Source organism: Micromonospora sp. HUAS YX12 (assembly GCF_040215685.1).
Classification (GTDB): domain Bacteria; phylum Actinomycetota; class Actinomycetes; order Mycobacteriales; family Micromonosporaceae; genus Micromonospora; species Micromonospora tulbaghiae.
Genome location: NZ_CP157974.1, coordinates 5,159,180 through 5,184,679, shown reverse-complemented (window position 1 = coordinate 5,184,679; position 25,500 = coordinate 5,159,180). Strand labels below are relative to the sequence as shown.

Below are 25,500 nucleotides of genomic sequence, written 5' to 3'. Positions count from 1 at the left end.
GCGCCCTCGGGAGGACCGATGACCCCCGCCGACCGGCTCGCGCTGCGCGCCGTGTCCTTCGCCGGCTGGTGGACACCGACGTTGGCGGTGCTCGCCATGGTGGAGGTCGCGGCCGAACTGGCGCTCCCCGCCGTCCTGGGGCGCGCCGTGGACGCCGTGGTCGGCGCCGATCCGCAGTCGTCGTCCGGCCGGTGGATCGCGGTGGTCGCCGCGCTGGTGCTGGTGCTCATCGGCACGCGGGCGGCCAGTGACTTCGGCAGCGGCGTGGCCGGGGCCCGCTCGGTGGCCTCGCTGCGGCACGCCCTGATCCGGCACCTCTTCGCGCTCGATCCGCGCACCGCGGCCCGCCGGCCGGTGGGCGACCTGGTCGGCCGGCTGGTCGGGCAGGTCGCCGACGCCGGGCAGGCCGCGCCGACGGTCGTCCTGGCCGGCAGCGTGCTGCTGCCGCCGCTGGGCAGCCTGGTCGCGCTCACCCTGATCGACCCCTGGCTCGGCCTGACCTTCGTGGTGGGACTGCTGCTCCTGGCACTGCTGCTGCGGCGCTTCGTCAGCGAGGCGTCGGGCGCGGTCGCCGGCTACCAACGGGCGCAGGGGGACCTGGCCGGGCGACTCGTCGAGGCGCTCGCCGGCGCGCGGACGATCGCCGCCGCCGGCACCGCCGAGCGGGAGGTCGACCGGGTGCTCACCCCGCTGCCGGAGCTGCACCGCCACGGCGTACGCACCTGGCGGGTGCTGGCCGGGGCGTCCGCCCGGGGCGCGCTGCTGAACCCGTTGCTGCAACTGGCGGTCGTGGCGGTCGGCGGGTGGTCGCTGTCGGCCGGGCGGCTGACCCCCGGCGAACTGCTCGCCGCCCTCCAGTACGCGGCGATCGGCGCCGGGCTGGGCGCCGCGATCGCCGCCGTCAACACCGCCGTGCGGGTACGCGCCGGCTGCGCCCGGGCCGCCGAGATCCTCGACGAACCGGCCCGCCGGTACGGTGCCCGGAACCTGCCGCCGGGGTCGGGCCGGCTGGACCTGTGCGGGGTGCACGTCCGTGGTGACGACGGCCGGCCGCTGCTCGACCGGGTCGACCTGCGGGTGCCGGGCGGGACGCTGCTCGCCGTCGTCGGCCCGTCCGGTGCCGGCAAGTCCCTGCTCGCGGCCGTGGCCGGTCGGCTGCGGGATCCGGACGCCGGCGAGGTACGCCTGGACGGCGTGCCGCTGCGCCAGTTGACGCCGGCGGCGCTGGGCCGGGCGATCGGCTACGGCTTCGAGCGGCCGGTTCTGGTGGGGGAGACCGTCGGCGCGGCGGTCGGCTGCGGCGCCGACCCGGTGCCGCTGACCCGCGCGGCCCAGGTCCACGACGTGGTGCGGTTGCTGCCCGAGCGCTACCGCACCCCGCTGGCCGGGCTGGCCCTCTCCGGCGGTGAGCGGCAGCGCCTCGGCCTGGCCCGCGCGTTGCGGGCCGAGCGGCTGCTGATCCTCGACGACGCGACGTCCAGCCTGGACACGGTCACCGAGCACAAGGTGGTGGGCGCGCTCACCGGCCCACACGACCGGCGTACCCGGGTGGTGGTGAGCCACCGCGTCGGCACCGCGGCCCGCGCGGACCTGGTGGCCTGGGTGGAGGGCGGCCGGGTGCGGGCGGTGGCCCCGCACGAGGTGCTCTGGGCCGATCCGGCCTACCGGGCGGTGTTCCGGTCGTGACCACGGTGGGCGCGACTGTCCGCGCCGCGCTGTCGGCGCGGCGTGGCCCGCTGCTGCGCCTGGCCGGCTGGTCGCTGGCCGAGGCGCTGCCGGCGGCGTTGACCGGCCTGCTGACCGCGCGTGCCGTGGACGACGGCTTCCTGGCCGGCCGGCCCGGCGTCGGGCTGCTCTGGCTGGGGCTGCTGGCGGTCGCGGTGCTGGTCGGCGCGCTCGGCACCCGGCAGGCGTACGGGCTGCTGGGTGAGGCGGTGGAGCCGTTCCGCGACGACCTGCTGCGGCGGGTGGTGGCGGGGGCGCTGGCGGGCGCGACGGACGGTCGGGCCGACGACGCGGCGGTGACCCGGTTGACCCACCAGGTGGAGATGGTCCGGGACACCTGGGCCGGCCTGCTGATGGTGGTCCGGGGCTTCGTGTTCGCCGCCGGGGCCGCCGTGGTCGGCCTCTGTTCCCTGGCCGCCCCGGTCGCGCTGCTGGTGGCCGGGCCGGTGCTGGCCGGTCTCCTGCTCTTCGCGGCGGCGTTGCCGGCGATGGTCGCCCGCCAGCGCGAGTACGTCCTGGCCGGTGAGCGGCTCGGCCGGGACGCGATCGTGGCGGTGGCCGGGCACCGTGACGTCACGGTGAGCGGGGCCGGGGACCGGGTCGTCGGCTGGCTCGGGGGTCACGTCGACGCGCAGGCCCGGGTGGAGCGGCGCCTGGCCGTCATGGCTGCCGCGCGGAGCCTGAGCCTGGCCGTCGGCGGCTGGCTCCCGGTGCCCCTGCTGCTCCTGGCCGGCCCGTGGCTGCTGCGGCAGGGCCTCGGGCCGGGCGCGCTGCTCGGGGCGCTGGTCTACGTCATCCGTGGCATCCAGCCGGCGCTGCACACGCTGTTCCAGGGGGTGGCCGCCGGCGGCCTCCGCTTCGTGGTCACCCTGGACCGGCTGCTGCGCACGTGCGTACCCCCGCCGGGGCCGGGGGGAGCGGCGGTCGCGTCGCCGCGCGACCCGGCCGCGCCCGCGCTGTCGCTACGGGCGGTGACCTTCCGGTACGGGCCGCACGCCGAGCCGGTGCTGGACGGCTTCGACCTGACCGTGCCGGCCGGCGACCACCTGGCGATCGTCGGCGCGAGCGGAATCGGCAAGTCCACTCTCGCCGGGTTGATGGCCGGGGTGCTGCGTCCGGAGTCCGGCTCGGTCCACGTGTCGGGCACGTCGACCGCCGAGGCGGGCGCCGCCGAGCTGGCGGACCACCGGGTGCTGATCCCGCAGGAGGCGTACGTGTTCACCGGCACGGTCCGGGACAACCTTCGCTACCTGCGGCCCGGCCTCGACGACGCGGCCGTCCTCCGGGCGGCGGACCGGCTGGGGCTGGCCGGCCTGGTGGCCCGGCTCGGCGGCCTGGACGCGACGCTGCGGGCGGCCGGCCTGTCCGCCGGGGAGCGCCAGCAGGTGGCCCTGCTCCGCGCCTGGCTGTCGCCGGCGCCGCTGGTCGTCCTCGACGAGGCGACCTGCCATCTGGACCCCGCCACCGAGGCGCGCCTGGAAGCGGCCTTCGCCGCCCGGCCCGGCACCCTCGTGGTGATCGCGCACCGCATCAGTTCGGCGGCACGGGCCCGCCGGGTGCTGCTGCTCGACGGCGGGCACGCCCACCTGGACAGTCACCGGGGACTGCTGGCTGTCTCGGCGGCCTACCGGGAGCTGGTGGGCCACTGGGCGGGCGGCGGGTCAGATCCAGCAGGACTCGCGGGCGATCCGCACGGCTTCCAGGCGGGTCCGCGCCCCGGTCTTCGCCATGACGTGGGACAGGTGGTTGCGGACCGTTCCGGGTGAGACGCCCAGCTTCTGGGCGATCTCCCGCACCGGCATGCCCTCGGCCGCGACGTCGAGCACCTCCCGCTCGCGTGGGGTCAGCGGGTTGTCGGCGACGTCGAGCGCGGCGACGACCAGGTCCGGGTCGAGCACCGGCTGACCGCCGGCGACCTGCCGGACCCCGTCGGCGATCCGCTCCGGTGGCACGTCGCGGTCGAGGAAGCCGATCCACCCGTGATGCTCGGCGAGCACCGCCCGCATCCGTCCGGCGCGACGCCGGTCCACCAGCACCAGCACCCGGCCGCCGTGGTTGCCGTCGGCCGCGGCGGCGAGCGGGGCCAACCGCTCCACCGGTACGACGTCGACGTCGACGACGGTGACGTCCGGGCGCTCGTCCAGGAGCGCGGCGTGGACCGCGTCGGCGGTGTCCGCCTGAGCGACGACATCGATGTCGCCCTGTGCGCACAGCAGGTGGGCGAGCGCCCCCCGGACCAGCCGTCCCTCGAGTGCGAGCAGCGTACGGACCAGGCGACTCCCAGACACGACCCCCGCCTTCCTGACGTACTGTAAACAAGCGATAACCAGCCGTCAGGAATCTTAGATAAATCACTCTCTCGGCGACACCCGCCCGCGTGTGTCGTCAGATCCAACCGGCGTCCTGGGCCCGCTGCACCGCCTCCCACCGGTTCCGGCCGCCGGCCTTGCGCAGCAGGCTGGACAGGTGGTTGCGGACCGTGCCCGGGGCGAGGTGCAGCAGCGCGGCGATCTCCCGGCTCGGCAGCCCCTTCGCGGCGACGGCGGCCACCTCGCGCTCCCGGTCGGTGAGCGGGTTGACCACGGTGTCGAGGGCGGCGAGCGCGGTCACCGGGTCGGTGGTACGGCGCCCCTCGGCGACGGCGCGCAGCCGGGCGAGCATCTCCTCCGGCGGCACGTCCTTGGCGACGACCGCGCGGGCGCGCAGTCGCAGCGCCGACCGCAGCACCCGAGCCGTCGGCCGGTCCGTCAGCACCACGACCGCGCAGTCCGGCACCGCGGCGCGCAGCGCCGGCACCACTGTGGACATCTCGTTCTCGGCGGTGAGGTCGACCAGGACGAGATCGGGCCGGGAGCCGGCGAGGCGGCACATGTCGTCGGGACCGGCCCCGCACTCCCGTACCACCTCGAAGTCGGACGCCGCCGCGACCACCCCGGCCACGAGCGTGCGACACAGCCCGGGCTCGCCGAGCACGGCGACCCGGACGGCCGGCGTCCGGTCGGGTGGGGATTGGCGTGGAGTATCACTCACGGGACGACTGTGCCCGGCGCGGTGTCACCGCTAACCTCGCGTGGCCGGACGTTTCGGGTGGTCCCGGCATGTGGTCGGATTCCCGGCCGACCGGGCGCGGCGTCCGCACGGAAGGCCCGCGGCGGTCGTCAGCGGGCGAGCGCGGCGGCCAGCCGGCGGATCGCCTCCTCCATCTGCTCCGGTGCGGCGGCGGCGTAGGTGAGCCGCAGGTGCGGCGCCGGCGGCTCGGCGGCGTACCAGGGGCGGCCGGGGAAGACGGTGACGCCCTCGGCGGCGGCCGCCGCGGTCACCGCGACGTCGTCCGCGCCGTCCGGCAGCCGGACCCACAGGTGCAGGCCGCCCCGGGGCACGTCGCGCGGGACGAGCGTCGGCAGGCCCCGGTCCAGCGCCGCGAGCAGCGCCTCCCGGCGGGCCCGCAGCTCCCGGCGGAGGGTACGGCGGTGCCGGTCCCAGGCCGGCGCGGTGAGGAACTCCAGCGCGGCCTGTTGCAGCGGCCCGGCGACGAAGAAGTCGTCGAGCAGTCGAGCGGCGCGCAGCCGGGCGCCGGCCGGTCCCCGGGCGCCGAGCGCGGCGATGCGCAGGCCGGGCGCGGCCGGTTTGGTCAGTGAGCGCAGGTAGACGACGTGCCCGTCCGGGTCGTCGGCGGCCAGCGGCGGGGGCGCTTCACCGTCGATGGTGAGGTCGCGGGCGTAGTCGTCCTCGATCAGGAACGCGCCTGCGTCGCGGACCGCCTCGGCGACATCGGCGCGCCGGGCGGGGGAGAGTGTCGCGCCGTGCGGGTTGGCGTGCAGCGGCTGGCAGTAGAACAGCCGGGCGCCGGTGCGGGCGAACGCGGCGGTGAGCTGGTCGGGGCGGACACCGTCGGCGTCGGCGGGTACCGGCACCACCCGCAGCCCGGCCGCGCGCGCGGTCGCCAGCGCGCCCAGGTAGGTGGGGGACTCGACCAGCAGCGTGTCGCCCGGCGCGGCGAGCGCCCGCAGCGTGGAGGCGAGCGCGGCCTGCCCGCCCGGGCAGATCACCATGTCCTCGGCGCGCAGGCCACCGCCGGCCTCGCGGGCGAACCAGGCCCGCAGGTCCGCGCGCCCCTCCACCGGGCCGCGCTGCCACGCCGCCGGTTGCCGGGCCGCGCGGGCGAGCGCCGCACCGAGCGCGGCGGCCGGTTGGAGGTCCGGGTCGAGGTAGCCACCGGTCAACGGAATCGCGCCGGACGGCGGTAACGCCAGTAGCGCCTGCATCTCCTCCTCGCCCGCCCGCCGTGGTCCGAGCGCGACTGTCTGCCAGGACAGGTCCCGGGCCGGCCGCCCGTCGCGGCGGGCCGCCACGAACGAGCCGCGGCCAGACCGCGTCTCGACCAGCCCTTGCGCCACGAGCTGGCGGGTTGCTTCGGCGACGGTCACCGGGGAGACGTGGTGGCGGGCGGTCAGCTCCCGCACCGACGGCAGTCGCGCCCCGGGTGCGCCCGCCGCCACGAGTCCGCGCAGGTGCTGGACAACTCGATCAACGGCGCTACCATCATTCATGACGGATCAGAGTAGCGCTACTGAGCCCAGGACGATAACGGCCATCGCGCTCGGCGCGCTGGGGGTGCTCGCGTTCAGCATGTCGCTGCCGGCCACCCGCGTCGCGGTGCACGACCTGGATCCGTGGTTCGTCGCGTTCGGACGGGCGGTCGGTGCGGCGCTGCTCGCGGGGGAGTATCTGCGGCTGACCGGCGCGCCGCGTCCCACCCGGGCGCAGTGGCGGCGACTGTCGATCGTGGCGCTCGGCGTGGTCGTCGGCTTCCCGCTGTTCACCTCGCTCGCGCTCACCACGCAGACGTCCGCGCACGGCGCGGTCGTGGTCAGCGTGCTGCCGGCCATGACGGCGGTGTTCGCGGTGCTGCGCGCCGGCGAGCGACCGCCGCCGCTGTTCTGGTTCGCCAGCGCCACCGGCCTGACGCTGGTGCTCGCCTTCCTCGCCACCAGCGGCTCGATGCGCGGCGCGCTGTCCCCGGCCGACGTGTTCCTGCTCGCCGCCGTGGTGCTCTGCGGCCTCGGGTACGCCGAGGGCGGCCGGCTGGCCCGCGAACTCGGCGGCGCCCGGACGATCTGCTGGGCGTTGCTGCTATCGCTGCCGGTCACCGTGCCGATCACGGTGGTGGCCGCCGTCACCGACCGTCCGAGCGCCGGCGTCGCCGCCTGGTCCGCGTTCGGCTACCTCACAGTGGTCTCGATGTTCCTCGGCTTCTTCGCCTGGTACGCCGGGCTGGCCCGGGGCGGCATCGCCAAGGTCGGCCAGATCCAGCTCGTCCAGCCGGTGCTCACGCTGATCTGGTCGGCCCTGCTGCTGGGCGAGGCGGTCACGCCCGGCGCGCTCGTGGTGGCGGGCGCAGTCCTCGCCTGCGTCGTGCTCATCCAGCGCACCCGGAGCGGCCCGACGCCGGCGAGACGGCCAGGACGGCGGTGATCGCGTCGGCGGCCGCCGATCCCGCATCCCGTCAAGACGGCGTCCCTCGCGTCCGGACGCCCCGAGCAGTGCAAAAAACCTGCAAACGCCAGCCCTTGCCTTCCTGGAAAGCGCTTTCATACGATTGCGTTACATCGATGTTTCATGTGCGGGCCGGGCCTCGCAGATGAACGACATTCGCCGGCGACGCGCCTGATCGCGTCGCGGCTCCTCATTATTCCCATTCGGTGACTGCCGCTGCTCGGCGGCAATTCCCGCATGCTCGAAAAAGAAATGAGGCGACATGAGAAGACCAGTTTCGCTGCGACTCCACGCGGCACTGGCCACGGCGGTCGTGGGAATCGCCGTCGCCGTGGCGCTGCCGTCCCCGCAGGCGTCGGCGGCGGCCGGTAGCGCCACCGGCTACGCCACCCAGAACGGGGGCACCACCGGCGGCGCGGGCGGGCAGACCGTACGCGCCACCACCGGCACCGCCGTCCACGCCGCGCTCTGCGGCCGGGCCAGCAGCAGCACTCCGATCATCATCGAGGTGACCGGGACCATCAACCACGGCAACACCAGCAAGGTCTCCGGATCGAGCTGCAACACCGCGGACGGCGTGATCGAGCTGAAGCAGATCAGCAACGTCACCATCATCGGTGTGGGCAGCGGGGCCGTCTTCGACCAGCTCGGCATCCACATCCGCGACTCCCGCAACATCATCATCCGCAACGTCACGGTGCGGAACGTCAAGAAGTCGGGTTCGCCCACCTCCAACGGCGGCGACGCGATCGGCATGGAGAGCAGCGTCCGCAACGTGTGGGTCGACCACGTCACGCTCGAGGCGTCCGGCGGGGAGTCGGAGGGCTACGACGGCCTGTTCGACATGAAGGACGACACCCAGTACGTGACGCTGTCGTACAGCATCCTGCGCAACTCCGGCCGCGGCGGCCTCATCGGGTCCAGCGAGAGCGACCGCGGCAACGGCTACATTACGTTCGAGCACAACCTGTACGAGAACATCGACTCCCGTACGCCGTTGCTGCGCGGCGGCATCGCCCACATGTTCAACAACCACTACAACGGGCTGCACGAGTCGGGCATCAACTCCCGGGCCGGTGCGCGGGCCAAGGTGGACAACAACTACTTCCGCAACTCCAAGGACGTGCTCGGCACGTTCTACACCAGCGAGCGCGGCACGTGGCAGGTCGGCGGCAACATCTTCGACAACGTGACCTGGTCCGCGCCGGGCAGCGACAACTACCCGGCGGGTCCGAACGTGACGTCCACGACCACCGTGAGCGTCCCGTACTCGTACCGGCTCGACGCGGCGAGCTGCGTGCCGGACATCGTGCGGCAGACGGCGGGCGCCAACACCGGCCTGCGGGTGTCCGACGGCAACTGCACGCCGCAGTCCCCGGCGCCGACGACGCCGGGACCGACCACGCCCGCCCCCACCACGCCGCCGCCCGGGACGACCACCCCGCCGCCGTCCGGCGGGACCAACCTGAGCCTCGTCTCCGGTGCCGGTGCGGACGGGTCCAGCAAGGCCGACGGCACCAGCTACGGCAACGTGCGCGACGGCAACCTGAGCACGTACTGGTCGCCGTCCGGGCCGACCGGCACCGTCTCGATCAAGTGGGGCTCGGCCACCACGGTGTCCCGGGTGGTCATCCGCGAGCCGTCCGGCACCTCGGGCTCGATCGGGTCGTGGCAGCTCGTCAACAACGACACCGGGGCGGTGCTCGCCTCCGGCAGCGGGGCCGGCCAGATCACCTTCGGCGCGACCTCACTGAAGAAGATCAACTTCAAGATCAACAGCTCCGGCGGTACGCCGAGAGTCGGCGAGTTCGAGACGTACGCCAGTTAGCAGTCACACACGAGCGGGGGCGGCCGATCCGGCCGCCCCCGCCCTCGTGCGTGTCCCCGGTCAGAGGGTGAGCACGACTGTGGAGATGCTCCGCGCGCCGACGTTCACAGTCACCTGGTTGCCGTTCACGCCCACCGGCTGGCTCGCCGCGCTGGCGTTCTGCGACGTGGCCACGTACTCGGCCCGGCTGACGTTCTGCGGCGCCTGGATGACCGCGTTGTTCACCGCGCTCGTGGACCGGTTGAGGATCACCAGCGTGACCTTCCCGTCGCCGGAATAGGCGGTCACCTCCAGCGGCGAGGCCTTCGAGCTCTTGGTCAGGGCGACCCGCTGGTAGCCGGGACGCACGTACTTGGCGTACTGCGAGAACGCGTACCCGCGCTTGAGCGGCGCGCCCGCCACGGTGCCGTACGCGGACTCCCCGTCACCGATGAACGAGTAGTAGCGCTTGCCGTACCACCAGACGTAAGCGCTCCAGTTCGACTCCATCGACTTGTGCACGGTGCGCATGATGTCGTCGAGCGTCTCGTTCCAGACCGTGGCGTTGGCCGGGTTGCCCCAGATGTTCGAGCCGCTGCCGTCGGCCTCGTGCAGGTTCCACTCGGTCATCCACACCGGCTTGTTGTACTGCTGCGCCAGCGTGTACGGCTTCAGCCGGCCGGACGCCTCGGTGCCGTAGAGGTGACCGCCGATGTAGCCGATGTTGTTGCGGGCCGCCGCGTCGTTGAGCGTCGGGTCGGTGTAGCCGTAGTTCAGGTTCACCGCCTCGGCGACCATGAGCTTGGTGTTCTGCACCTTGGCGCCCTGCTCCCGGACGAAGGTCTGCAGCTCGGTGCCGCTCCAGTCCATCGAGTCGTAGTCCGGGTGCCAGTCCGGCTCGTTCTGCACGGACGTGACGTCGATCGTCACGCCCTGGTTGCGCATGTACTGGACGTAGCTGTTGAGATGGCCGGCGTAGTCGTCGTAGTAGTCGGTGCGCAGCTTGCCGCCGTTGATCCGGCTGTTGTTCGTCTTCCAGGCCGCCGGGGCGGTCCACGGCGACGCCATGATCTTCACGTTCGACCCGTACGACTTCGCCGTCCGCAGGGCACTGACCTGGGTGCCCCACTCGCCGGACACCGGCGAGACGCCGGTACGCACGATGGACAGGCCGAGCTGGTTGGGCCCGAGCCCGACGAGCGTCTGCGTCTCCGCCGTCGACCAGGCGCCGCCCCAGATCGACACCGCGGCGCCGAAGCCGTCGATCGTCTGGTAGCGGCTGGCGGTGTTGACGGTGATGTCCGCCGCCCCGGTGGGCGGCGGGCTGGTGGGCGGGCTGGTCGGCGAACTCGTCGGGGAGGTGGACGGCGACGTCGTCGGCGTCGTGCCACCGGTGCAGGTCACCCCGTTGAGCGCGAAGCTGGTCGGCGCGGGGTTGCTGCCGGTCCAGGCCCCGTTGAAGCCGAACGACGTGCTGCCGTTGGTGGGGATGGACCCGTTGTAGTCGACGTTGCGGGCGGTGACCGCCGCTCCGCTCTGGGTCACGGTGGCGTTCCACGCCTGGGTGACCGTCTGACCGGCGGCGTAGGACCAGGTGAGCGTCCAGCCGTTGACCGGGTCACCGAGGTTGGTGACCGTGACGTTCGCGCCGAAGCCGCCCTGCCACTGCGACGACACGGCGTAGCTGACCGCGCAGCCGGCGGCGGCCGCCCCGGCCGGCAGCGCCGCGGCCACCGCGGTCGACGCCAGCAGGACGGCCCCGGCCGACAACACCGCGGTACGGGTCGTCTGGTGCCTTCTCATCGGACCTCTCTCTCCTCGATCGGCCGGATCAGCGCTGGAGGGTGAGCAGTCCGGGTCGGTAGGGCAGGAGGCCGTAGTCGCCGCCGGAGTTGGGGGAGCGGCCTTGGTAGAGCAGTTGGAGGTTGCAGGGGTCGACGGTGAAGGTCTGGTCGGCGGTGGTGCGGATCAGTTCGCCGTGGCTGATGTCGTTGGTCCAGGTGGCGCCGCTGTTGGCCTTGCCGGCGAACGGGTTGGACTCGGTGGCGGCCTGGGGGGTCCAGGAGCCGTTCAGGCTGGTGGCGGTGAAGGACCGGAAGTAGCGGCCCTGGGAGCCGATCGCCTCGACGATCATCAGGTAGCGGGTCTGGCCTTGCAGTTTGTAGACCTGCACGGCTTCGAACAGGTTGTTCGTGGTGTCGGACATGATCGTGGTGTAGGTGGAGCCGAAGCTGCCGGGGAAGTTCCCGATCGGCATGCTGGAGCGGTAGATCTTGCCGTTGTCACCGGCGAAGAACAGGTACATGTTCTGGTCGTCGGCGATCAGCGTCTGGTCGATCGGGCCGGTACCGGAACCGGAGATGCTGCCGGTGAACAGCGGCTGCGCCGACGACCAGCCGTTCGGGTTCGTCGGGTTCGTCGACGTGCGGTAGGAGAACGCGGTCGGCCCCCACTGGTAGGCCAGGACCCAGATGTTGCGCGGCGCGAAGTAGAACAACGTCGGCGCCACCGTGCCGGAGGACATCGCGTTCTGCGACGCCGTGGCCATCTGCGACCAGTTGGAGAACAGGCCGAAGTTCATCGACCCCCACGACGTCCCGGTGTCGTGCGTGGTGGCGTAGACCAGGTGCTGCCCGTTGTACGGGACCACGGTGAAGTCCTTCAACGACACCCACCCCGACCGCGGCTGCGCCAGCACACCCGTCGACGACCACCGGTACGACGACGGCAGGTTGCACGTACCACCCGGCGGCGGCGTGGTCGGAGGCGCTGTGGTCGGCGGGGCCGTGGTGGGTGGCGCGGTGGTGGGTGCGCCGGTCGGCCCGCTCGTCGGCGTGGTGGTGCCGCCGGTGCAGCTCACCCCGTTGAGCGCGAAGCTGGTCGGCACCGGGTTGCTGCTGCTCCAGGCGCCGTTGAAGCCGAACGAGGTGGTGCCGTTGGTCGGGATGGATCCGTTGTAGCTGACGTTGCGGGCGGTGACCGCGGCTCCGCTCTGGGTCAGGTCGGTGTTCCACGACTGGGTCACCGTCTGCCCGGCGCCGAACGACCACGTCAGCGCCCAGCTCGTCAGCGGGTCGCCCAGGTTGGTGATCGTGACGTTGGCGCCGAAGCCGCCCTGCCACTGCGACGAGATCGCGTAGTTGACCGAGCAGCCCGCGGCGGCGGCCCCGGCGGGCAGCGCCACGGCGACAGTCGCCGACGCCAGCAGCGCGGCGCCGGCCGATGCCAATACGGCATTGACTGTTCTGGATCTGGACATGGATTGACCTCCTGGCGGGCGGCGGCTCTGGCATTGGCGGTGGCGATTGTGTTGTGAGCGTTAACAGCCGCGTCAGGGATGTTACGGGAGCGCTCCCACGCACTCAACAACCCTTTTCGCACCCACCGCACCAGCCCTCACCCCGCCCGCCCGCCCCCACCCTCCGCGCGCCCGCGCCGCGCCCGCCCGCCCGTATGCGCCGATCATGAAGTTGGCCGTACTCAATGCGGACAAATCCGCGGTCCAACTTCATGATCGGCGGGGCGGGGCGGGGCGGGGGTGGAGGGGTGGGGGTGAGGCGGGGAGGGTGGGAAGGCAGGGGGGTCAGGCGGGGGTGCAGGGAGTGTTCTCGGTGGTGCAGGCGGCGGGGGCGTCGTGCGAGGGGTCCGGGTCGCGGACGTCGAACCGGATGGTGGCGGCCTCGCCGCCCGGCAACGCGCTCCCCGTGAACGTGACCACCGTGCCGTCCTGTGTGGCCTCGGCTCCGCTGACGCTGCCCACAGTGGCGCCGTCGTGCAGCGTCACGGTGACCGTCCAGGCCGGACGGGGTGCCGGGCCCGGATTGCGCAGCACCACCTCCCCGCGGTAGCCGAAGATCCGGTCGGTGACCGTCTCGTAGGTGGCGGTCAGCGGCGCCGCCACCACCGTCGAGGGCGTCGGGCTCGGCGTACGGCTGGGGGTGGGCGACGGCGTCGGCGAGGGCGACGCGCTGCGGCGGCTGGCACTGGGTGTGGGCCGCGCGGTCGTGGGCCGGACGGAGGGCGTGGCGCTGGACGGCATGACCAGCGACGTCGTGGGCGCCGGCGCGGCCGGCGCGGGCGGCTCGCCGGCGGTGGTCCACACCGTCGCCCCGGCCGCGGCGGCGATCAGCGTCACCGCGCCGGCCGCCAGCAGCACCGGGCGCCGCCGGGAGCGGCGGTGCTCTTCGCCGAGCAGCCGGACCACAGGCAGCTCGGCGGTCAGTCCGCCCTCGGCGCGGCGCAGGTCGACGTTCTGGAACGCCAGCCAGTCGAGGATCGCCGGCAGCCGTCCGGTCACGGCCTGCTCGTGCTGGTCGGCGCGGGCGTCGGCGTCCCAGTCGCCCTCCTCCAGCACCTCGCGCACCGACAGCCGGGTGCCGTGGGCGGTGGGAGTCAGGTCGCAGGCGAGCCGGGTGGCCCGGCCGGCCTCCCGGCAGCGGACCACCAGCCGGTGCGGCGCGCGCAGCTCGACGGTCTCCACCTCGGTGTCGCCGTCGTAGCCGGGCAGTGCGGCGGTGGCCAGGATCCACCGATCGGACCCGGGCGCGCTGTCGGCGAACCACTTGGCCAGCAGCGCGCGTTCCGTGAGCGCCCGCCAGATCCGGGCGGGCGGGTGGAACAGGTCGACCTCGGTGACGATCTCGATCACGCGGAGACTCTAGGGCCTGTGTCAAGGCCGGTGCGGGGCACTGTCGCCGCCGTCGTGCCAGCGGGCCCGCCAGGCGGCCTCGTTCTCCTCGGCGCTGGCCTTCTCCTCGTGCATCAGCCGGCGCAACGCGACCCGGGAATCGGCGAAGATCACCAGCTCGGTCGCCACCAGGGCCACGCAGATCGCGGTGAGCAGTCCCAGCGCGCCGAGCGCCGGCAGGTGCCGGCCGACCGGCAGCGCCGCGGCGAGCAGGGCCAGCGCGCCGACCCGGGTCCAGGACAGCGTCCGCAGCGCGCGCCACTGGAACGCCATGTTGGCGGCGAGGTAGACGAGCACCCCACCGAAGAGCAGCGGCACCGCCGGCCCGTGGCCGTGTTCCATCGCGCCGCCGGACGGGTCGGTGACGACGCGGACCAGATCCTCGGCGCCGATCGCGAACAGGATCACCCCGGCGATCATGGGCAGGTAGAGGTAGGCGTACGCGTCGCGGGCCAGCGTCACCCGCGCGTGTCCCTCGGCGGCGTGCAGCGCGATCCGTGCGGCCGGAGCGATCATGTCGAAGTGCGCCCACCAGAGCGCCGCGGTGAACAGGATGCCGAAGGCCGCCGCCGGGATCGCCGGCCAGGTCACGGGCTGGCCGAGCAGGTTGCCGCCGACGCCGACGGAGATGACCGACTCGCCGAGCGCGATGATCAGGATCAGGTCGTACCGCTCGGTCCAGTGCTCGGCCGAGGTGATCTTCCAGCCGTCGGTGCCGGCCAGCAGGCCGCTGCTGTACTGGATGGCCACCACCGCGATCCACAGCCCGTCGCGCAGCCACGGGCCGACCTCCGGGGGTACGCGCGGCGGCAGCAGCGCCGCCACCAGCAGCAGGGACGCGGTGACCATCGCCTCGGGCAGGAACAGCCGCAGCTTGCGCCGGGCCGGCGGGTCGTCACGGGTGGCGTACCAGTACAGGGCGGTGTGCACGACCCGGATCACCACGTAGCTGATCGTGACCAGGATCGGCCCGGCGCTGCCCTTGTCCAGGTCGCCGAACGTCTGCGGCAGCGCGAGCGCGAAGGTGAACAGCGCGATCATGCCGACCACCATGAGGATCGGCACGAAGCCCTCGCCGAGACGCAGCCGGGCGGCGACCGCGCTGTGCACCACCCAGCACCACCAGAGCACGGCGAGCACCAGCAGCGCGTGCAGCAGTTCCCCCGGGGTCACGTTCGCGGCGGTGGCGCGCGTGATGATGAAGAAGGACACCACGAAGACGAGGTCGAAGAAGATCTCGAACCGGTCGACCCGGGTGGCGGGGGCGACGCCGGTCGCCGGCCCGAGTCCCTTGCGCCACCGGTCGCCGCCCACCCGGCGAGTGTGTCAGCCCAGCTCAGGCGGGGTCTCACTTTCGCCGGTCATTCCACCGGTCCGACGGGGAGCGGCGAGCCGGTGCGCGCTCAGCCGGCCGTCGGGGCGGCGTGGGCGAGCACGTCGCGCAGCACGTCGCGCAACGACCGTCCGGGGTGCTCCAGCCACTCGTGCGCGGCGATCCGCAGGGACGCGAGGAACGTCGCGGCGACGATCCGGGCCCGCAGCGCCGCGTCGGGTCCGGTCAGCCGGCGGGCCAGCTCCGCTGCCATCTCCCGCTCCAGGGCCGCGTACGCGCCGACCTGATGGGCGGCCAGGCTCGGGTGGCCGTGCAGCCGCCGGCGCCGGTTGAGCCAGGGCTCGGCCGGGTCGTCGTAGCCGTCCTCGGCCTGGATCAGGGCGGCCCGGGTGAGCGCGGCCCACGGCGACAGTTCGGCCGGTTGGTCCGCGACGAGCGTGAGGAGCCGGCGCAGCCGCAGCGTGTCGCCGTGGAAGAGGGCCTCCTCCTTGCCGCCGAAGTAGTTGGAGAACGTCCGCCGGGAGACGTTCGCGGCGTCGGCGATCGCCTCGACGGTGATCCGGTCGGGGCCGTGCTCGACGGCGAGGGACAGCGCCGCCTCGTGCAGCGCCAGGCGGGTGGCCGCCTTCTTCCGCTCCCGCAGCCCGGTGCACTCGTCCATGACGGCCAGCGTACGTGACCGATTTCTCAATGGGCAAACTTGCCTACCGGGCAAGGTTTAGTGTTGATTGCTTGAGGCAACGAAGCGGCCACCCGAAATCGACACACCTGGAGGACGCGCGCATGAGCGCACCCACCGCGACGGCTGAGGCCGCCCCCATGAGCAAGCGGCAGACGCTGGAGGCGCTCAGCGGTCTGCTGCTGGTGCTCTTCGTGGCCATGCTGAGCAGCACCGTGGTCTCGACGGCCCTGCCGAAGATCATCGGAGCGCTCAACGGCTCGCAGACGCAGTACACCTGGGTGGTCACCGCCACCCTGCTCACCGCCACCGCGACCACCCCGATCTGGGGCAAGCTGGCCGACCTGTTCGACAAGAAGCTGCTGATCCAGGTCGCCATCGTGGTGTTCCTGGTCGGGTCGATCGCGGCCGGCTTCGCGCAGAGCGCCGGGCAGCTCATCGCCGCCCGCGCGTTCCAGGGCATCGGCGTCGGCGGTCTGCAGGCGCTGGTCCAGGTCGCCATCGCGGCCATGATCCCGCCGCGTGAGCGGGGCCGCTACAACGGTTACCTGGGCGGCGTCATGGCGCTGGCCACCGTCGGCGGCCCGCTGCTGGGCGGCCTCATCGTGGACACGTCCTGGCTGGGCTGGCGCTGGTGCTTCTTCGTCGGGGTACCGGTCGCGGCCGTCGCGCTGTTCCTGCTCCAGATCACCCTCAACCTGCCCACCGTGCGCCGGGACAACGTCAAGATCGACTACCTGGGCGCCACGCTCATCGCCGCCGGTGTCAGCGTGCTGCTGATCTGGATCTCGTTCGTCGACGACTCGTTCGCCTGGGCCTCCTGGCAGACCGGCGCCATGGTCGGCGGCTCGGTGCTGCTGCTCGCGCTCGCCGTCTGGGTGGAGGCACGGGCCGCCGAGCCGGTGGTGCCGCTGCACATCGTCCGCGAGCGCACCACCGCCCTGGCGATCCTGGGCAGCCTCGCGGTCGGCATGGCCATGTTCGGCGGCGCGGTCTTCCTCGGCCAGTACTTCCAGATCGGCCGCGGCTACAGCCCGACCGAGGCCGGCCTGCTCACCATCCCGATGATGGCCGGTGTGCTGATCTCCTCGATCGTGGCCGGCCGGATGATCACCGCCACCGGGAAGATCAAGCCGTACATCGTGTTCGGCTCGGTCGTGCTGGTCATCGGGTTCGCCATGCTCGGCACCATCGACCACGAGACCTCGCTGGTCCTCGTCGGGCTCGCGATGTTCATCGTCGGCGTCGGCGTCGGCATGACCATGCAGAACCTGGTGCTCGCCGTGCAGAACACGGTCGCGCTCTCCGACATCGGCGCGGCCAGCGCCAGCGTCGCCTTCTTCCGCTCGCTCGGCGGCACCATCGGCGTGTCGGTGCTCGGCGCGGTGCTGGCCCGCCGGGTCACCGACCGGATCACAGGCGACCTGGCCGCGGCCGGCATCCCCGCCTCCGGCGGGGGCGGCGGCAGCACGCTCAACCTCGACGCGCTGCCCGAGCCGGTCCGGCAGATCGTGCGGGCCGCGTACGGGGACGCAACCGGGCACATCTTCCTGATCTCGGCCGCCATCGCGGTGGTGGGTATCGTTGCGGCGCTGCTGCTGCGCCCGGTCACCCTGCGTTCCAGCCTCGACCTGCCGGACACCGGCCGCTCGGTGGCGGTGGGAGCGGACGCCGTCGACGGCGCGCCCGCCTTCGACGAGGTGAGCGTGGACTCGGCCGGCCGGGAGGAACGCACCCGCCGCTGAGCCCGTACCCCCAGGGCCGTCGCCGACCCCGGCGGCGGCCCTGGCCCATGCGGGGACGAACCGAAGGAGGAGCCGTGGACGTCACGCGGACCGCGCCCACCCGCCTCGCCGCATGGCAGCGGGCCGCGCGTGAGCTGGCGCTGGTCGCCGTGCTCTTCCTGGCCTACAAGGCGGGCCGGCAGGTGGTGGCCGGGCACGCCGAGGTGGCCCTGGCCAACGGCGAGTGGGTCTGGCGGCTGGAGCGGCTGCTGCGCCTGCCCGACGAGATGCTCGTGCAGGGGCCGCTGCTGTCGCACGAGCTGCTGATGCGGCTGGCCAACTCCTACTACGCTCACGTGCACTTCCCGGCCACTGTGCTCTGCCTGGTCTGGCTCTGGCTGCGCCGCCCGGCCCACTACCTGCGGCTGCGGCGGGCCCTGGCGGCGCTGACCGCGGTGGCGCTGGTGCTGCACGTCTGCGTCCCGCTCGCGCCGCCGCGGCTGACCGCGCTCACCGGGCTGGTCGACACCGGCACCCGGTTCGGCCCGAGCGTCTACGGACCGCCCGACACCGACCAGCTCAGCAACCAGTACGCCGCCATGCCGTCGCTGCACGTGGGCTGGGCGCTGGCGATCGCGCTGGCGCTGATGGCGGTCACCACCGGACGCCGCCGCTGGATCTGGCTGCTCCACCCGCTGGCGACAGCGCTCGTGGTGGTGATCACCGGCAACCACTACTGGCTCGACGGTGTCGTCGCGGTGGTGCTGCTCGTGGCGATCCTGGCCGTCCTGCCGACGGCCGTGCCGGAACCGCCCACGCTTCCGTCCGGACCGGTGCGCCCGCACGTGGTGCCTGCGCCGCGCCGGGCCGGCCGCCGCCGGAACCCGAAGGTCCCGGCGGCGGCCGACGTGCGGCTGCGGCCACCCGGCCGCGGCTGAGGGCTCCTCAGCGCAGCGTGCAGACCGTGCCGTTGAGGCGGAACGCCCCCGGCGGCACGTTCGGCCCGCTGTACGCGCCGACGAAGCCCACAGTCGTGCTCCCGCCGTCGGCGGCGAGCCGCCGGTTGTCGGCGGTGGGTGTCACCCGGACGTTGCGGGCCTGCTGGTCCCAGGTGGCGCTCCACCCGCTGCTCGCCTGCTGCCAGCCCGTCGGCCAGGTCCAGGTGAGCGTCCAGCCGTCCAGCGCCTCCGGGCCGGTGTTGACCACCTCGACGCTGGCCACGTACCCGTTGCCCCAGTCGTTGTCGTCGTTGAACCGGACCGCGCAGGAGCTCTCGGCCGGGCTGCCGGTGGCGAACGTCAGGGGCGGTGACGACCACGAGACCCGCCCGGCGGTGTCCCGGGCGAGCACGTTGACCGTGTAGCGGGCGCCCGGTTCGAGGTTGCCCACTGTGAGCGACGTACCGGCGGTCTCTCCGAGCTGCTCGCTCACCGCGCCGTACTGTCGGTGCACCTCGTACTTGGCGATCGGCGCGGCGCCGGGCGTGGCCGCCGGCCAGGAGATGGTCGCCGCGCGGTCGGTCACCGCGCTCGCCGCCGGCCGGCCGGGGGCGCCGGGCCGCCCGGCCGAGCTGCCGGCCGGTCGCAGCACGAGCGTGGTGAGCGAGTACGGCGGCAGCGTCCGCGCGGTCGCCTCGCCCGACCGGCCGGTGCTGATCCCGGTCGCGCCGTTGGTGAACGTGTGCACGGTCGGCGCCTCGTCGGCCGGGGTGAACCCGGCGTAGTCGAGCGCCACCGGGTAGGCGGTGTCCGGATCCTTGTTGAGCAGCAGGACCGCGACGCTGCCGTCCGGCCGGCGGACCGCGTGCGCGGCGACCAGCGGCTGGTCGGTACCGGCGCGGACGAGCTGGTCACCGGGCCGGGCGAACAGGTTCATCATGGACAACGCGTGGTACGGCGCGAACGGGGTGTTGAACGCCGGCTGGCACACCTCGCCGTCGCTCGTGCAGTTGCCGCTGGACAGCAGCCCGAAGTCGCCGTAGTCGGTCTGCCCGGCCACCTCGGAGACGGTGCCGATGCCGTTGTGCACGTTCCACCACTGCACCGTGAACACGCCCTGTTCCAGCAGGCCGCTGTAGGCGTCGGCCAGGAACAGCGCGCCCGGCGCGGTGGTACGGCCGGCGTCCACGTTCAGCTCGGTGAGGCTGATCCCGATCCGGTCCGCGCCGGGACCGGCGTACCGGGCGATCTGCTGGCGCAGCAGCCAGGCCGCGTCGGGCAGGTGGCTGGTACGGGCCAGCGAGTCGGCGACGCTGCCGCCCGGGTACCAGTGCACGTCCACGAAGTCGATCTTCGGGCCGGCGAGGGAGAGCACCGTCTGGTTCCACGGCCCCGGGTCGGACCCGGCGGTGATGCCGTCCGGCCAGTTGCCGGGCATGGTGAGCACCGCGCCGACCTTGATGCTCGGGTCGACCGCCTTCATCGCGTCGGCGTACTCGATCACCAGCCGCGCGTACTGCGAGGCGCTCTTGTCCGGGTGGTCGTCCGCCTCCCAGGCCGAGCCGTAGTGGCCGTTGCCGTAGTTCTCGTTGCCGATGGTCCACCACTTCGCGCCGTAGCCCTTGGTGACGTTGGCGTAGCGGACCCAGGCAGCCGCCTCGGCGGGCGTGCCGGTGCCGTAGTTCGCGATGATCATCGGCTCGGCGCCGACGCGGCGGGCGCCCGCCATGAACGTGTCGAAGTCGGTGCCCGGCGCGACGTAGCCGCCGGGCGCGGTGTGCGTCTCCCAGTGGTAGATGTCGGCGTACGAGCCGCCGGGGTAGCGCAGCATCTTCACGCCCGCGGCCTTGAGCAGGTCGGACGTCTCGGCGCTGCCGAGTTGCGAGTCCCAGATGGCGTGGTTGACGCCGAGCGCGGTGGCCGGGACGGTGGCCAGCCCGGCGCGGGTGTTCACGGTGACGGTGACCGGGTCGGTGGGGTCGGCGGCGGCGACCGGCCCGGCGGCGGTGCCGAGCGCGGTGGCGAGCAGCAGCAGGCCGGCCGCGAACGCAGTGGGTCTTCTCATCCGGGGATGTCCTTCGGGGGAGTGGGACGACGGGGAGATGCCCGGTTCTGCGTCGTCCTCCCGGACGCCTGGCGGCGGCGGGATGCCCACGAACGACGATCGGCTCCGCGCGGCGAGCCATCGATCAGGATCATACGCCCGGCGCCGGGTGTGCAGGGCTTAATTTATAGACAGTAGTCTTTACTGTTAACAATGTTTAATTTATGTTCGTGACACCTTCCGTTCCCCCCGAAGGAGTTGCCACCATGCGCCGAAGAATCACCCTCCCGCTGCTCACCGCCGGTGCCGTCACCGGCACGCTGGCGCTCGCCGCGCCCGCGCAGGCCCACGGCTACGTCTCCTCGCCGCCCAGCCGCCAGGCGCTCTGCGCACAGAACCGGGTGCCCGACTGCGGCCAGATCAAGTACGAGCCGCAGAGCGTCGAGGGGCCCAAGGGCCTGCGGAGCTGCCACGCCGGCATCGCCCAGTTCGCGGTGCTCAACGACGACAGCCGCAACTGGCCGGCCACCTCGGTCGGCAGCACCGTCACGTTCACCTGGGTCAACACCGCCCGGCACGCCACCGCCAACTGGGAGTACTGGATCGGCGGCACCCGGGTCGCGGTCGTCGACGGCGGGGGCCGCCAGCCCGGCGCGACCGTGTCGCACACCGTCAACCTCGGTGGCTTCTCCGGCCGGCAGAAGCTGCTCGCGATCTGGAACATCTCCGACACCGCCAACGCGTTCTACTCCTGCGTCGACCTCCAGATCGGCGGCGGAGGCGGCAACCCGACGCCCACCCCGTCGCCCGCCCCGACCGCGGCGCCCACCACGCCCGCGCCCTCGCCCACGCCGACCCGGACCAGCACCCCGGCGCCGGGCGGCACGTGGACCGCCGGGCGGGCGTACCAGGTCGGTGACACGGTCACCTACGACGGCCGCAGCTACCGCTGCCGCCAGGCGCACACCGCGATCGCCGGCTGGGAGCCGCCGAACGTACCGGCGCTGTGGCAGCAGATCTGAGCCGGCGTACCCGCGCGGCGGCGCCGGCCGGTCCCCGGCTCCGCCGCGCGTCCGCCGCCGCCCGGCCGGTCGCGGCGCTGCTCGGGGTGATGCTGACCCTGACCGGGTGCGGCGGGCCGCCCGCCGCCGACCCGTCCCCGCCGGTCCCGTCCGCCACGGCCTCGGTCCCGGCCGCCGCGGACACCACGACCAGCGGGATCGACGCGCTGTTCCTGGCCATGATGGTGGCGCACACCGAGCAGACGCTGGAGATCGTCCGGCTCGGCCTCGACCGCGCCACCGACCCGCGGATCCGCACGCTGATCGCCGCCGTCCGGGCCACCGAGACCGACGAACTGGCCACCATGCGCCGATGGCTGCGCGAGGCCGGCCCGTCGGCCGCCGCCGCGGCCGCCCGGCACGACCACTCCGGGCACAGCGACGCCGCCGCCGGACTGGCCCGGCTGCGCGCCGCCGCGCCCGCCGACGCCGACCGGGTGCTGCTCGACGTGCTCAGCGGGCACCAGCGCACCGCCGCCGACCTGGCCCGCGCCCAGGTCGCCGCCGGGACCAGCGAGCGGGTACGCGACCTCGCCCGCCGCATCGACCGCTCGCGTACGGCCGAGGTCGACCTGATGGCCGGACTGGGCTGAGCGGCGGGCCCGCGAGGGGGCTGTGTGGGGGCATGACCTTCGTCACGGTCGCGCCCGCCGGCCACGCCCCGACAAGGCTGGCGAATCGGCGCGCACCAGCCCTTTCCGCGAGCCACCGGACCACTTCCGCGCCGGTGGCGGTGCCTCTGCCGCGCCGGTGCGGTTCGCCCGTCGGCAAAACCGGCCGCGTCTCGTCCCAGGTCATGGCTACGCTGTCGCCCGGACGCCGCCCCGCCGCGCGTTCCGCCCGCGCTCCGCAGACGGCGCGCGGCGCCGCCACCGCCTCCCAGCGCGGACCGGATCCAGGAGACCGTCAGTGACCCAGCAACCCGTAGCGACGTCGACGAAACTCGACGCCGCCGTACTCAAGGTGGCCGGCGTCGTCGTGCTCGGTGCGATCATGTCGATCCTCGACGTGACAGTCGTCAGCGTGGCGCTGCCGACGTTCCAGAGCGAGTTCGACGCCACGTACGCCCGCGTCGCGTGGACCATGACCGGCTACACGCTCGCGCTCGCCACGGTGATCCCGCTCAGCGGCTGGGCCGCCGACCGGTTCGGTACGAAACGCCTCTACATGGTGGCGTTGGCGCTGTTCACCATCGGCTCCGGGCTGTGCGCCACAGCCGACTCGATCGGCGAGCTGATCGCCTGGCGGGTGATCCAGGGCCTCGGCGGCGGCATGCTCATGCCGCTCGGCATGACGATCATGACCCGGGCCGCCGGCCCGCACCGCATCGGCCGCCTGATGGCCGTGCTCGGCATCCCGATGCTGCTCGGCCCGATCACCGGCCCGATCCTCGGCGGCTGGCTGATCGACGTCGCGAGCTGGCACTGGATCTTCCTGATCAACCTGCCGATCGGCCTGGTCGCCCTGGTCTACGCCCAGCTGGCGCTGCCCAAGGACAACGCCGAGCCGTCCGAGTCGTTCGACTTCCTCGGCATGCTCATGCTCTCGCCGGGTCTCGCGCTGTTCCTCTACGGCATCTCCACGCTGCCCGAGACCGGCACCCTCGCCGACACCAAGGTCTGGCTGCCGATGCTCGTCGGCGGCGCGCTCGTGATCGCCTTCGTGCTCTACTCGTTCCGGCCCCGGCACCCGCTGCTCGACCTGCGGCTGCTCCGCAACCGCAACCTGACCATCGCCACCGTCACCATGTTCGTGTTCATCATCGCGTTCATGGGCGCGGGTCTGCTGTTCCCGAGCTACTTCCTCCAGGTACGCGGCGAGTCGACGCTGACCGCGGGCCTGCTGATCGCGCCGCAGGGCATCGGCGCGATGCTGACCATGCCGATCGCCGGCATGCTCGCCGACCGCGTGCCAGTCGGCCGGACGGTGCCGTTCGCGCTGGTGCTCATCGCGGCCGGCTTCCTCACCTTCACCCAGCTCGGCACCGACACGTCGTACTGGCTGCTGTGCGGCTCGCTGTTCGTGATGGGCCTCGGCATGGGCGGCACGATGATGCCGATCATGACCTCGGCGCTGAAGACGCTCAGCGCGGCGGAGGTGGCGCGCGGTTCCACGCTCGTCAACATCCTCCAGCAGATCGGCGGTTCGGTGGGCGCCGCGGTCATGTCGGTCATCCTCACCAGCGAGCTGAACGGCTCGCGGCCGATCCCCGGCGTGACCGACCCGGCCACCGGCGCCCCGGTGACCGAGGCCCAGCTCGCCATCGCCTCGCAGCAGCAGCCCGAGCTGACCCAGCAGTTCCCGGTGCCGCCGTCGCTGATCGAGCGCGGGCTCGACTTCGCGGCGAACTCCTTCTCCACCACGTTCTGGGTCGCCTTCGGTCTGGTGCTGCTGACCTTCATCCCCGCGGCGTTCCTGCCCCGCCGCCGGGAGCCCTCGCACCTGCTCGACGGCGACACGGGCGACGACAAGCGTCAGGTGCCGGTCCCGATCCACTGACCGCCGCCGTGACCCGGGGCCGGACGCGGACGCGTCCGGCCCCGGGCCGTGCCGGCTTCGCTATCCGCCACCGGCACGCCGGCCAGCGCCTAGGATCGGAGACCGGAGCCGGGGAGAGGCGGGCAGCGTGAGCGCACACGACGCGCAGCGGTCGGCGCGACGGCGTAACCGGCTGCTGCTGGCGGGCCTGCTCGCCGTCGTCGGTCTGATCCTGCTGCTGCTCGGCCTCACCGTCGCCACCGGCACCGTCGCCGGCGTCGAGGTGGCGCTCGCGCTGCTGCTGCTGGTGGCCAGCTACGCGATCCAGCGCGTGGCCCGCCGCGAGACCGTCTACCGGGACGAGCGGCGCTGACCGGCCCGGCGGTCCCGCCGGGCTAGGCTGCCAGTGTGGATCACGAAGACCGGATCGCGCTGTTCCTCGACTACGAGAACCTGGCCCTGGGCGTACGGGACCATCACGGTGGCCGGCCGTTCGACTTCCGGCCGATCGCCGACGCGCTCGCCGAACGAGGGCGCGTGGTGGTGCGCCGGGCGTACGCGGACTGGTCGTACTTCGACGAGGACCGGCGGATGCTCACCCGCTCGCACGTCGAACTGATCGAGATCCCGCAGCGGATGGGCGCCTCGCGCAAGAACGCGGCCGACATCAAGATGGCGGTGGACGCGGTCGAGCTGGCGTTCGAGCGCGGCTACATCTCCACGTTCGTGATCTGCACCGGGGACAGCGACTTCACTCCGCTCGTGCACAAGCTGCGCGAACTCAACAAGCGGGTGATCGGCGTCGGGGTGGAGAAGTCCACCTCCGCGCTGCTGCCGCCGGCCTGCGACGAGTTCCTCTACTACGACCGCCTCGAAGGCGTGGACGTACCGCCCCCGGCCGCCCGCCGGTCGCGCCCGGCCCGTCCCTCGCCGGTGGAGCCGGCACCCGAGCCGGCCGTGGAGACCGCGGCCGAGGAGGAGTCTGCGCGGGACGTCGACACGCTCGCCGTGCAGCTCGTGCAGACGGTCGCCGGCATGCAGGGCAGCTCCGGCGGCGACGTGACCGCCTCCGCGCTCAAGCGCGCGCTGCTCCGCAAGGACCCGACGTTCAGCGAGTCCGACTACGGCTTCCGTACCTTCGGGGAACTGCTGCGCCACCTCGCGGCGCACAACGTGGTGGAGCTGGCCGCCGGGCCCGCCAAGGGCGACCCGGAGGTGTCGCTTCCCGAGCAGGGCGACCGGGAGGTCGCGTTCGGGCTGCTCCGCTCCGTGGTGGTGGACCTCGCCGGGGACGGCGGCGCGGTGGCGCTGTCCGGCCTGAAGGACCAGATCCGACGGGCCTGGCCGGACTTCAGCGAGAAGAAGCTCGGCTACCGCAGCTTCCTCCAGTTCTGCAAGGCCGCGGCGACCGGCGGCGCGGTGGAGCTGCGCTGGAGCCCCGAAGACGGCGACTACCTCCTCACCCCCCACACCCCCTGACCCCACCCACCCGACCATCGCGATCTTGCACTTGCAGACCGCCCAAAAG

General features: G+C 73.1%; 20 protein-coding genes. 11 read left to right on the top strand and 9 right to left on the bottom strand.

All coding sequences use genetic code 11. The annotated features are described in order from the left end of the window. Positions 1-18: 18 nt before the first annotated feature. Both ABIH81_RS24705 and ABIH81_RS24700 read left to right on the top strand, forming a co-directional pair. Positions 19-1,686, top strand: coding sequence for an ABC transporter ATP-binding protein (locus tag ABIH81_RS24705; protein ID WP_349877272.1), 1,668 nt, complete (start codon positions 19-21; stop codon positions 1,684-1,686). Continuing rightward, complete coding sequence (locus ABIH81_RS24700) at positions 1,683-3,491, top strand: ABC transporter ATP-binding protein (protein ID WP_349877270.1); 1,809 nt, start codon at positions 1,683-1,685, stop codon at positions 3,489-3,491. Before ABIH81_RS24705 ends, ABIH81_RS24700 begins: the two co-directional genes overlap by 4 nt. Here ABIH81_RS24700 and ABIH81_RS24695 read toward each other — a convergent pair. The 3 genes from ABIH81_RS24695 to ABIH81_RS24685 all read right to left on the bottom strand — a co-directional run bounded on the left by ABIH81_RS24695 (position 3,387) and on the right by ABIH81_RS24685 (position 6,275). Beyond that, on the bottom strand, positions 3,387-4,013 hold the full coding sequence (locus ABIH81_RS24695) for a response regulator transcription factor (protein WP_349877269.1): 627 nt from the start codon (positions 4,011-4,013) through the stop codon (positions 3,387-3,389). The genes ABIH81_RS24700 and ABIH81_RS24695 overlap by 105 nt on opposite strands. A 97-nt stretch (positions 4,014-4,110) precedes the next feature. Beyond that, positions 4,111-4,755 (bottom strand): response regulator transcription factor, encoded by a 645-nt coding sequence (locus tag ABIH81_RS24690; protein WP_349877268.1) that lies wholly within the window; start codon positions 4,753-4,755, stop codon positions 4,111-4,113. 128 nt (positions 4,756-4,883) lie between these two features. Beyond that, complete coding sequence (locus ABIH81_RS24685) at positions 4,884-6,275, bottom strand: PLP-dependent aminotransferase family protein (RefSeq protein ID WP_349877267.1); 1,392 nt, start codon at positions 6,273-6,275, stop codon at positions 4,884-4,886. Between ABIH81_RS24685 and ABIH81_RS24680 the strand changes: the two genes are divergently transcribed. Next, a complete protein-coding gene (locus tag ABIH81_RS24680) occupies positions 6,274-7,200 on the top strand; it encodes a DMT family transporter (protein ID WP_349877266.1) in 927 nt (308 codons plus the stop codon). The two genes, ABIH81_RS24685 and ABIH81_RS24680, sit on opposite strands and share 2 nt — an antisense overlap. Positions 7,201-7,483: 283 nt before the next feature. Continuing rightward, positions 7,484-9,049, top strand: coding sequence for a pectate lyase (locus ABIH81_RS24675; RefSeq protein ID WP_349877265.1), 1,566 nt, complete (start codon positions 7,484-7,486; stop codon positions 9,047-9,049). A 60-nt stretch (positions 9,050-9,109) separates the two neighbouring features. Here the strand turns inward: ABIH81_RS24675 and ABIH81_RS24670 are convergent, their stop codons facing one another. From ABIH81_RS24670 to ABIH81_RS24650, 5 genes are all read right to left on the bottom strand, one after another. After that, a complete protein-coding gene (locus tag ABIH81_RS24670; protein ID WP_349877264.1) occupies positions 9,110-10,831 on the bottom strand; it encodes a cellulose binding domain-containing protein in 1,722 nt (573 codons plus the stop codon). Positions 10,832-10,859: 28 nt separating this feature from the next. Beyond that, positions 10,860-12,287, bottom strand: a complete 1,428-nt coding sequence (locus ABIH81_RS24665; RefSeq protein WP_349877263.1) for a non-reducing end alpha-L-arabinofuranosidase family hydrolase — start codon at positions 12,285-12,287, stop codon at positions 10,860-10,862. Positions 12,288-12,611: 324 nt separating this feature from the next. Continuing rightward, a complete protein-coding gene (locus tag ABIH81_RS24660; protein ID WP_349877262.1) occupies positions 12,612-13,676 on the bottom strand; it encodes an SRPBCC domain-containing protein in 1,065 nt (354 codons plus the stop codon). A 21-nt stretch (positions 13,677-13,697) separates the two neighbouring features. Further along, positions 13,698-15,029: a low temperature requirement protein A gene (locus tag ABIH81_RS24655; protein WP_349877260.1), complete on the bottom strand. Its 1,332-nt coding sequence runs from the start codon at positions 15,027-15,029 to the stop codon at positions 13,698-13,700. A gap of 89 nt (positions 15,030-15,118) precedes the next feature. Continuing rightward, positions 15,119-15,709 carry a TetR family transcriptional regulator gene (locus ABIH81_RS24650; RefSeq protein WP_349877259.1) on the bottom strand — a complete coding sequence of 197 codons (591 nt, stop codon included), beginning with the start codon at positions 15,707-15,709 and terminating at the stop codon, positions 15,119-15,121. A 122-nt stretch (positions 15,710-15,831) separates the two neighbouring features. On the opposite strand from ABIH81_RS24650, the gene ABIH81_RS24645 reads away from it, so the two are divergent. Then, entirely contained in the window at positions 15,832-17,472 is a 1,641-nt protein-coding gene (locus ABIH81_RS24645) for an MDR family MFS transporter (RefSeq protein ID WP_349877258.1), read from the top strand. Positions 17,473-17,546: 74 nt separating this feature from the next. Further along, positions 17,547-18,389, top strand: coding sequence for a phosphatase PAP2 family protein (locus ABIH81_RS24640; RefSeq protein WP_349877257.1), 843 nt, complete (start codon positions 17,547-17,549; stop codon positions 18,387-18,389). Positions 18,390-18,396: 7 nt separating this feature from the next. On the opposite strand, the gene ABIH81_RS24635 is transcribed toward ABIH81_RS24640, so the two are convergent. Further along, positions 18,397-20,454, bottom strand: coding sequence for a cellulose binding domain-containing protein (locus ABIH81_RS24635; RefSeq protein ID WP_349877256.1), 2,058 nt, complete (start codon positions 20,452-20,454; stop codon positions 18,397-18,399). Between the two features lie 245 nt (positions 20,455-20,699). Here ABIH81_RS24635 and ABIH81_RS24630 point away from each other — a divergent pair, with 245 nt between their 5' ends. The 5 genes from ABIH81_RS24630 (at position 20,700) to ABIH81_RS24610 (ending at position 25,451) form a co-directional block, all read left to right on the top strand. After that, the gene (locus ABIH81_RS24630) at positions 20,700-21,455 is read left to right on the top strand and encodes a lytic polysaccharide monooxygenase (protein WP_349877255.1); all 756 of its coding nucleotides are present in this window, start codon (positions 20,700-20,702) and stop codon (positions 21,453-21,455) included. Continuing rightward, complete coding sequence (locus ABIH81_RS24625; RefSeq protein WP_349877254.1) at positions 21,440-22,087, top strand: DUF305 domain-containing protein; 648 nt, start codon at positions 21,440-21,442, stop codon at positions 22,085-22,087. Before ABIH81_RS24630 ends, ABIH81_RS24625 begins: the two co-directional genes overlap by 16 nt. A gap of 316 nt (positions 22,088-22,403) precedes the next feature. Further along, positions 22,404-23,993 carry a DHA2 family efflux MFS transporter permease subunit gene (locus ABIH81_RS24620; protein ID WP_349877253.1) on the top strand — a complete coding sequence of 530 codons (1,590 nt, stop codon included), beginning with the start codon at positions 22,404-22,406 and terminating at the stop codon, positions 23,991-23,993. Positions 23,994-24,120: 127 nt separating this feature from the next. Next, complete coding sequence (locus ABIH81_RS24615) at positions 24,121-24,345, top strand: hypothetical protein (protein WP_349877252.1); 225 nt, start codon at positions 24,121-24,123, stop codon at positions 24,343-24,345. A 35-nt stretch (positions 24,346-24,380) separates the two neighbouring features. Next, a complete protein-coding gene (locus ABIH81_RS24610) occupies positions 24,381-25,451 on the top strand; it encodes a PIN domain-containing protein (protein WP_349877251.1) in 1,071 nt (356 codons plus the stop codon). The last annotated feature ends 49 nt before the right edge of the window (positions 25,452-25,500 follow it).

Coding starts and splice junctions, on each gene's coding strand:
- ABIH81_RS24705 (WP_349877272.1), top strand. CDS start 19: ATGACCCCCGCCGACCGGCTCGCGCTGCGCGCCGTGTCCTTCGCCGGC.
- ABIH81_RS24680 (WP_349877266.1), top strand. CDS start 6,274: ATGACGGATCAGAGTAGCGCTACTGAGCCCAGGACGATAACGGCCATC.
- ABIH81_RS24685 (WP_349877267.1), bottom strand. CDS start 6,275: ATGAATGATGGTAGCGCCGTTGATCGAGTTGTCCAGCACCTGCGCGGA.
- ABIH81_RS24675 (WP_349877265.1), top strand. CDS start 7,484: ATGAGAAGACCAGTTTCGCTGCGACTCCACGCGGCACTGGCCACGGCG.
- ABIH81_RS24670 (WP_349877264.1), bottom strand. CDS start 10,831: ATGAGAAGGCACCAGACGACCCGTACCGCGGTGTTGTCGGCCGGGGCC.
- ABIH81_RS24665 (WP_349877263.1), bottom strand. CDS start 12,287: ATGTCCAGATCCAGAACAGTCAATGCCGTATTGGCATCGGCCGGCGCC.
- ABIH81_RS24650 (WP_349877259.1), bottom strand. CDS start 15,709: ATGGACGAGTGCACCGGGCTGCGGGAGCGGAAGAAGGCGGCCACCCGC.
- ABIH81_RS24645 (WP_349877258.1), top strand. CDS start 15,832: ATGAGCGCACCCACCGCGACGGCTGAGGCCGCCCCCATGAGCAAGCGG.
- ABIH81_RS24635 (WP_349877256.1), bottom strand. CDS start 20,454: ATGAGAAGACCCACTGCGTTCGCGGCCGGCCTGCTGCTGCTCGCCACC.
- ABIH81_RS24630 (WP_349877255.1), top strand. CDS start 20,700: ATGCGCCGAAGAATCACCCTCCCGCTGCTCACCGCCGGTGCCGTCACC.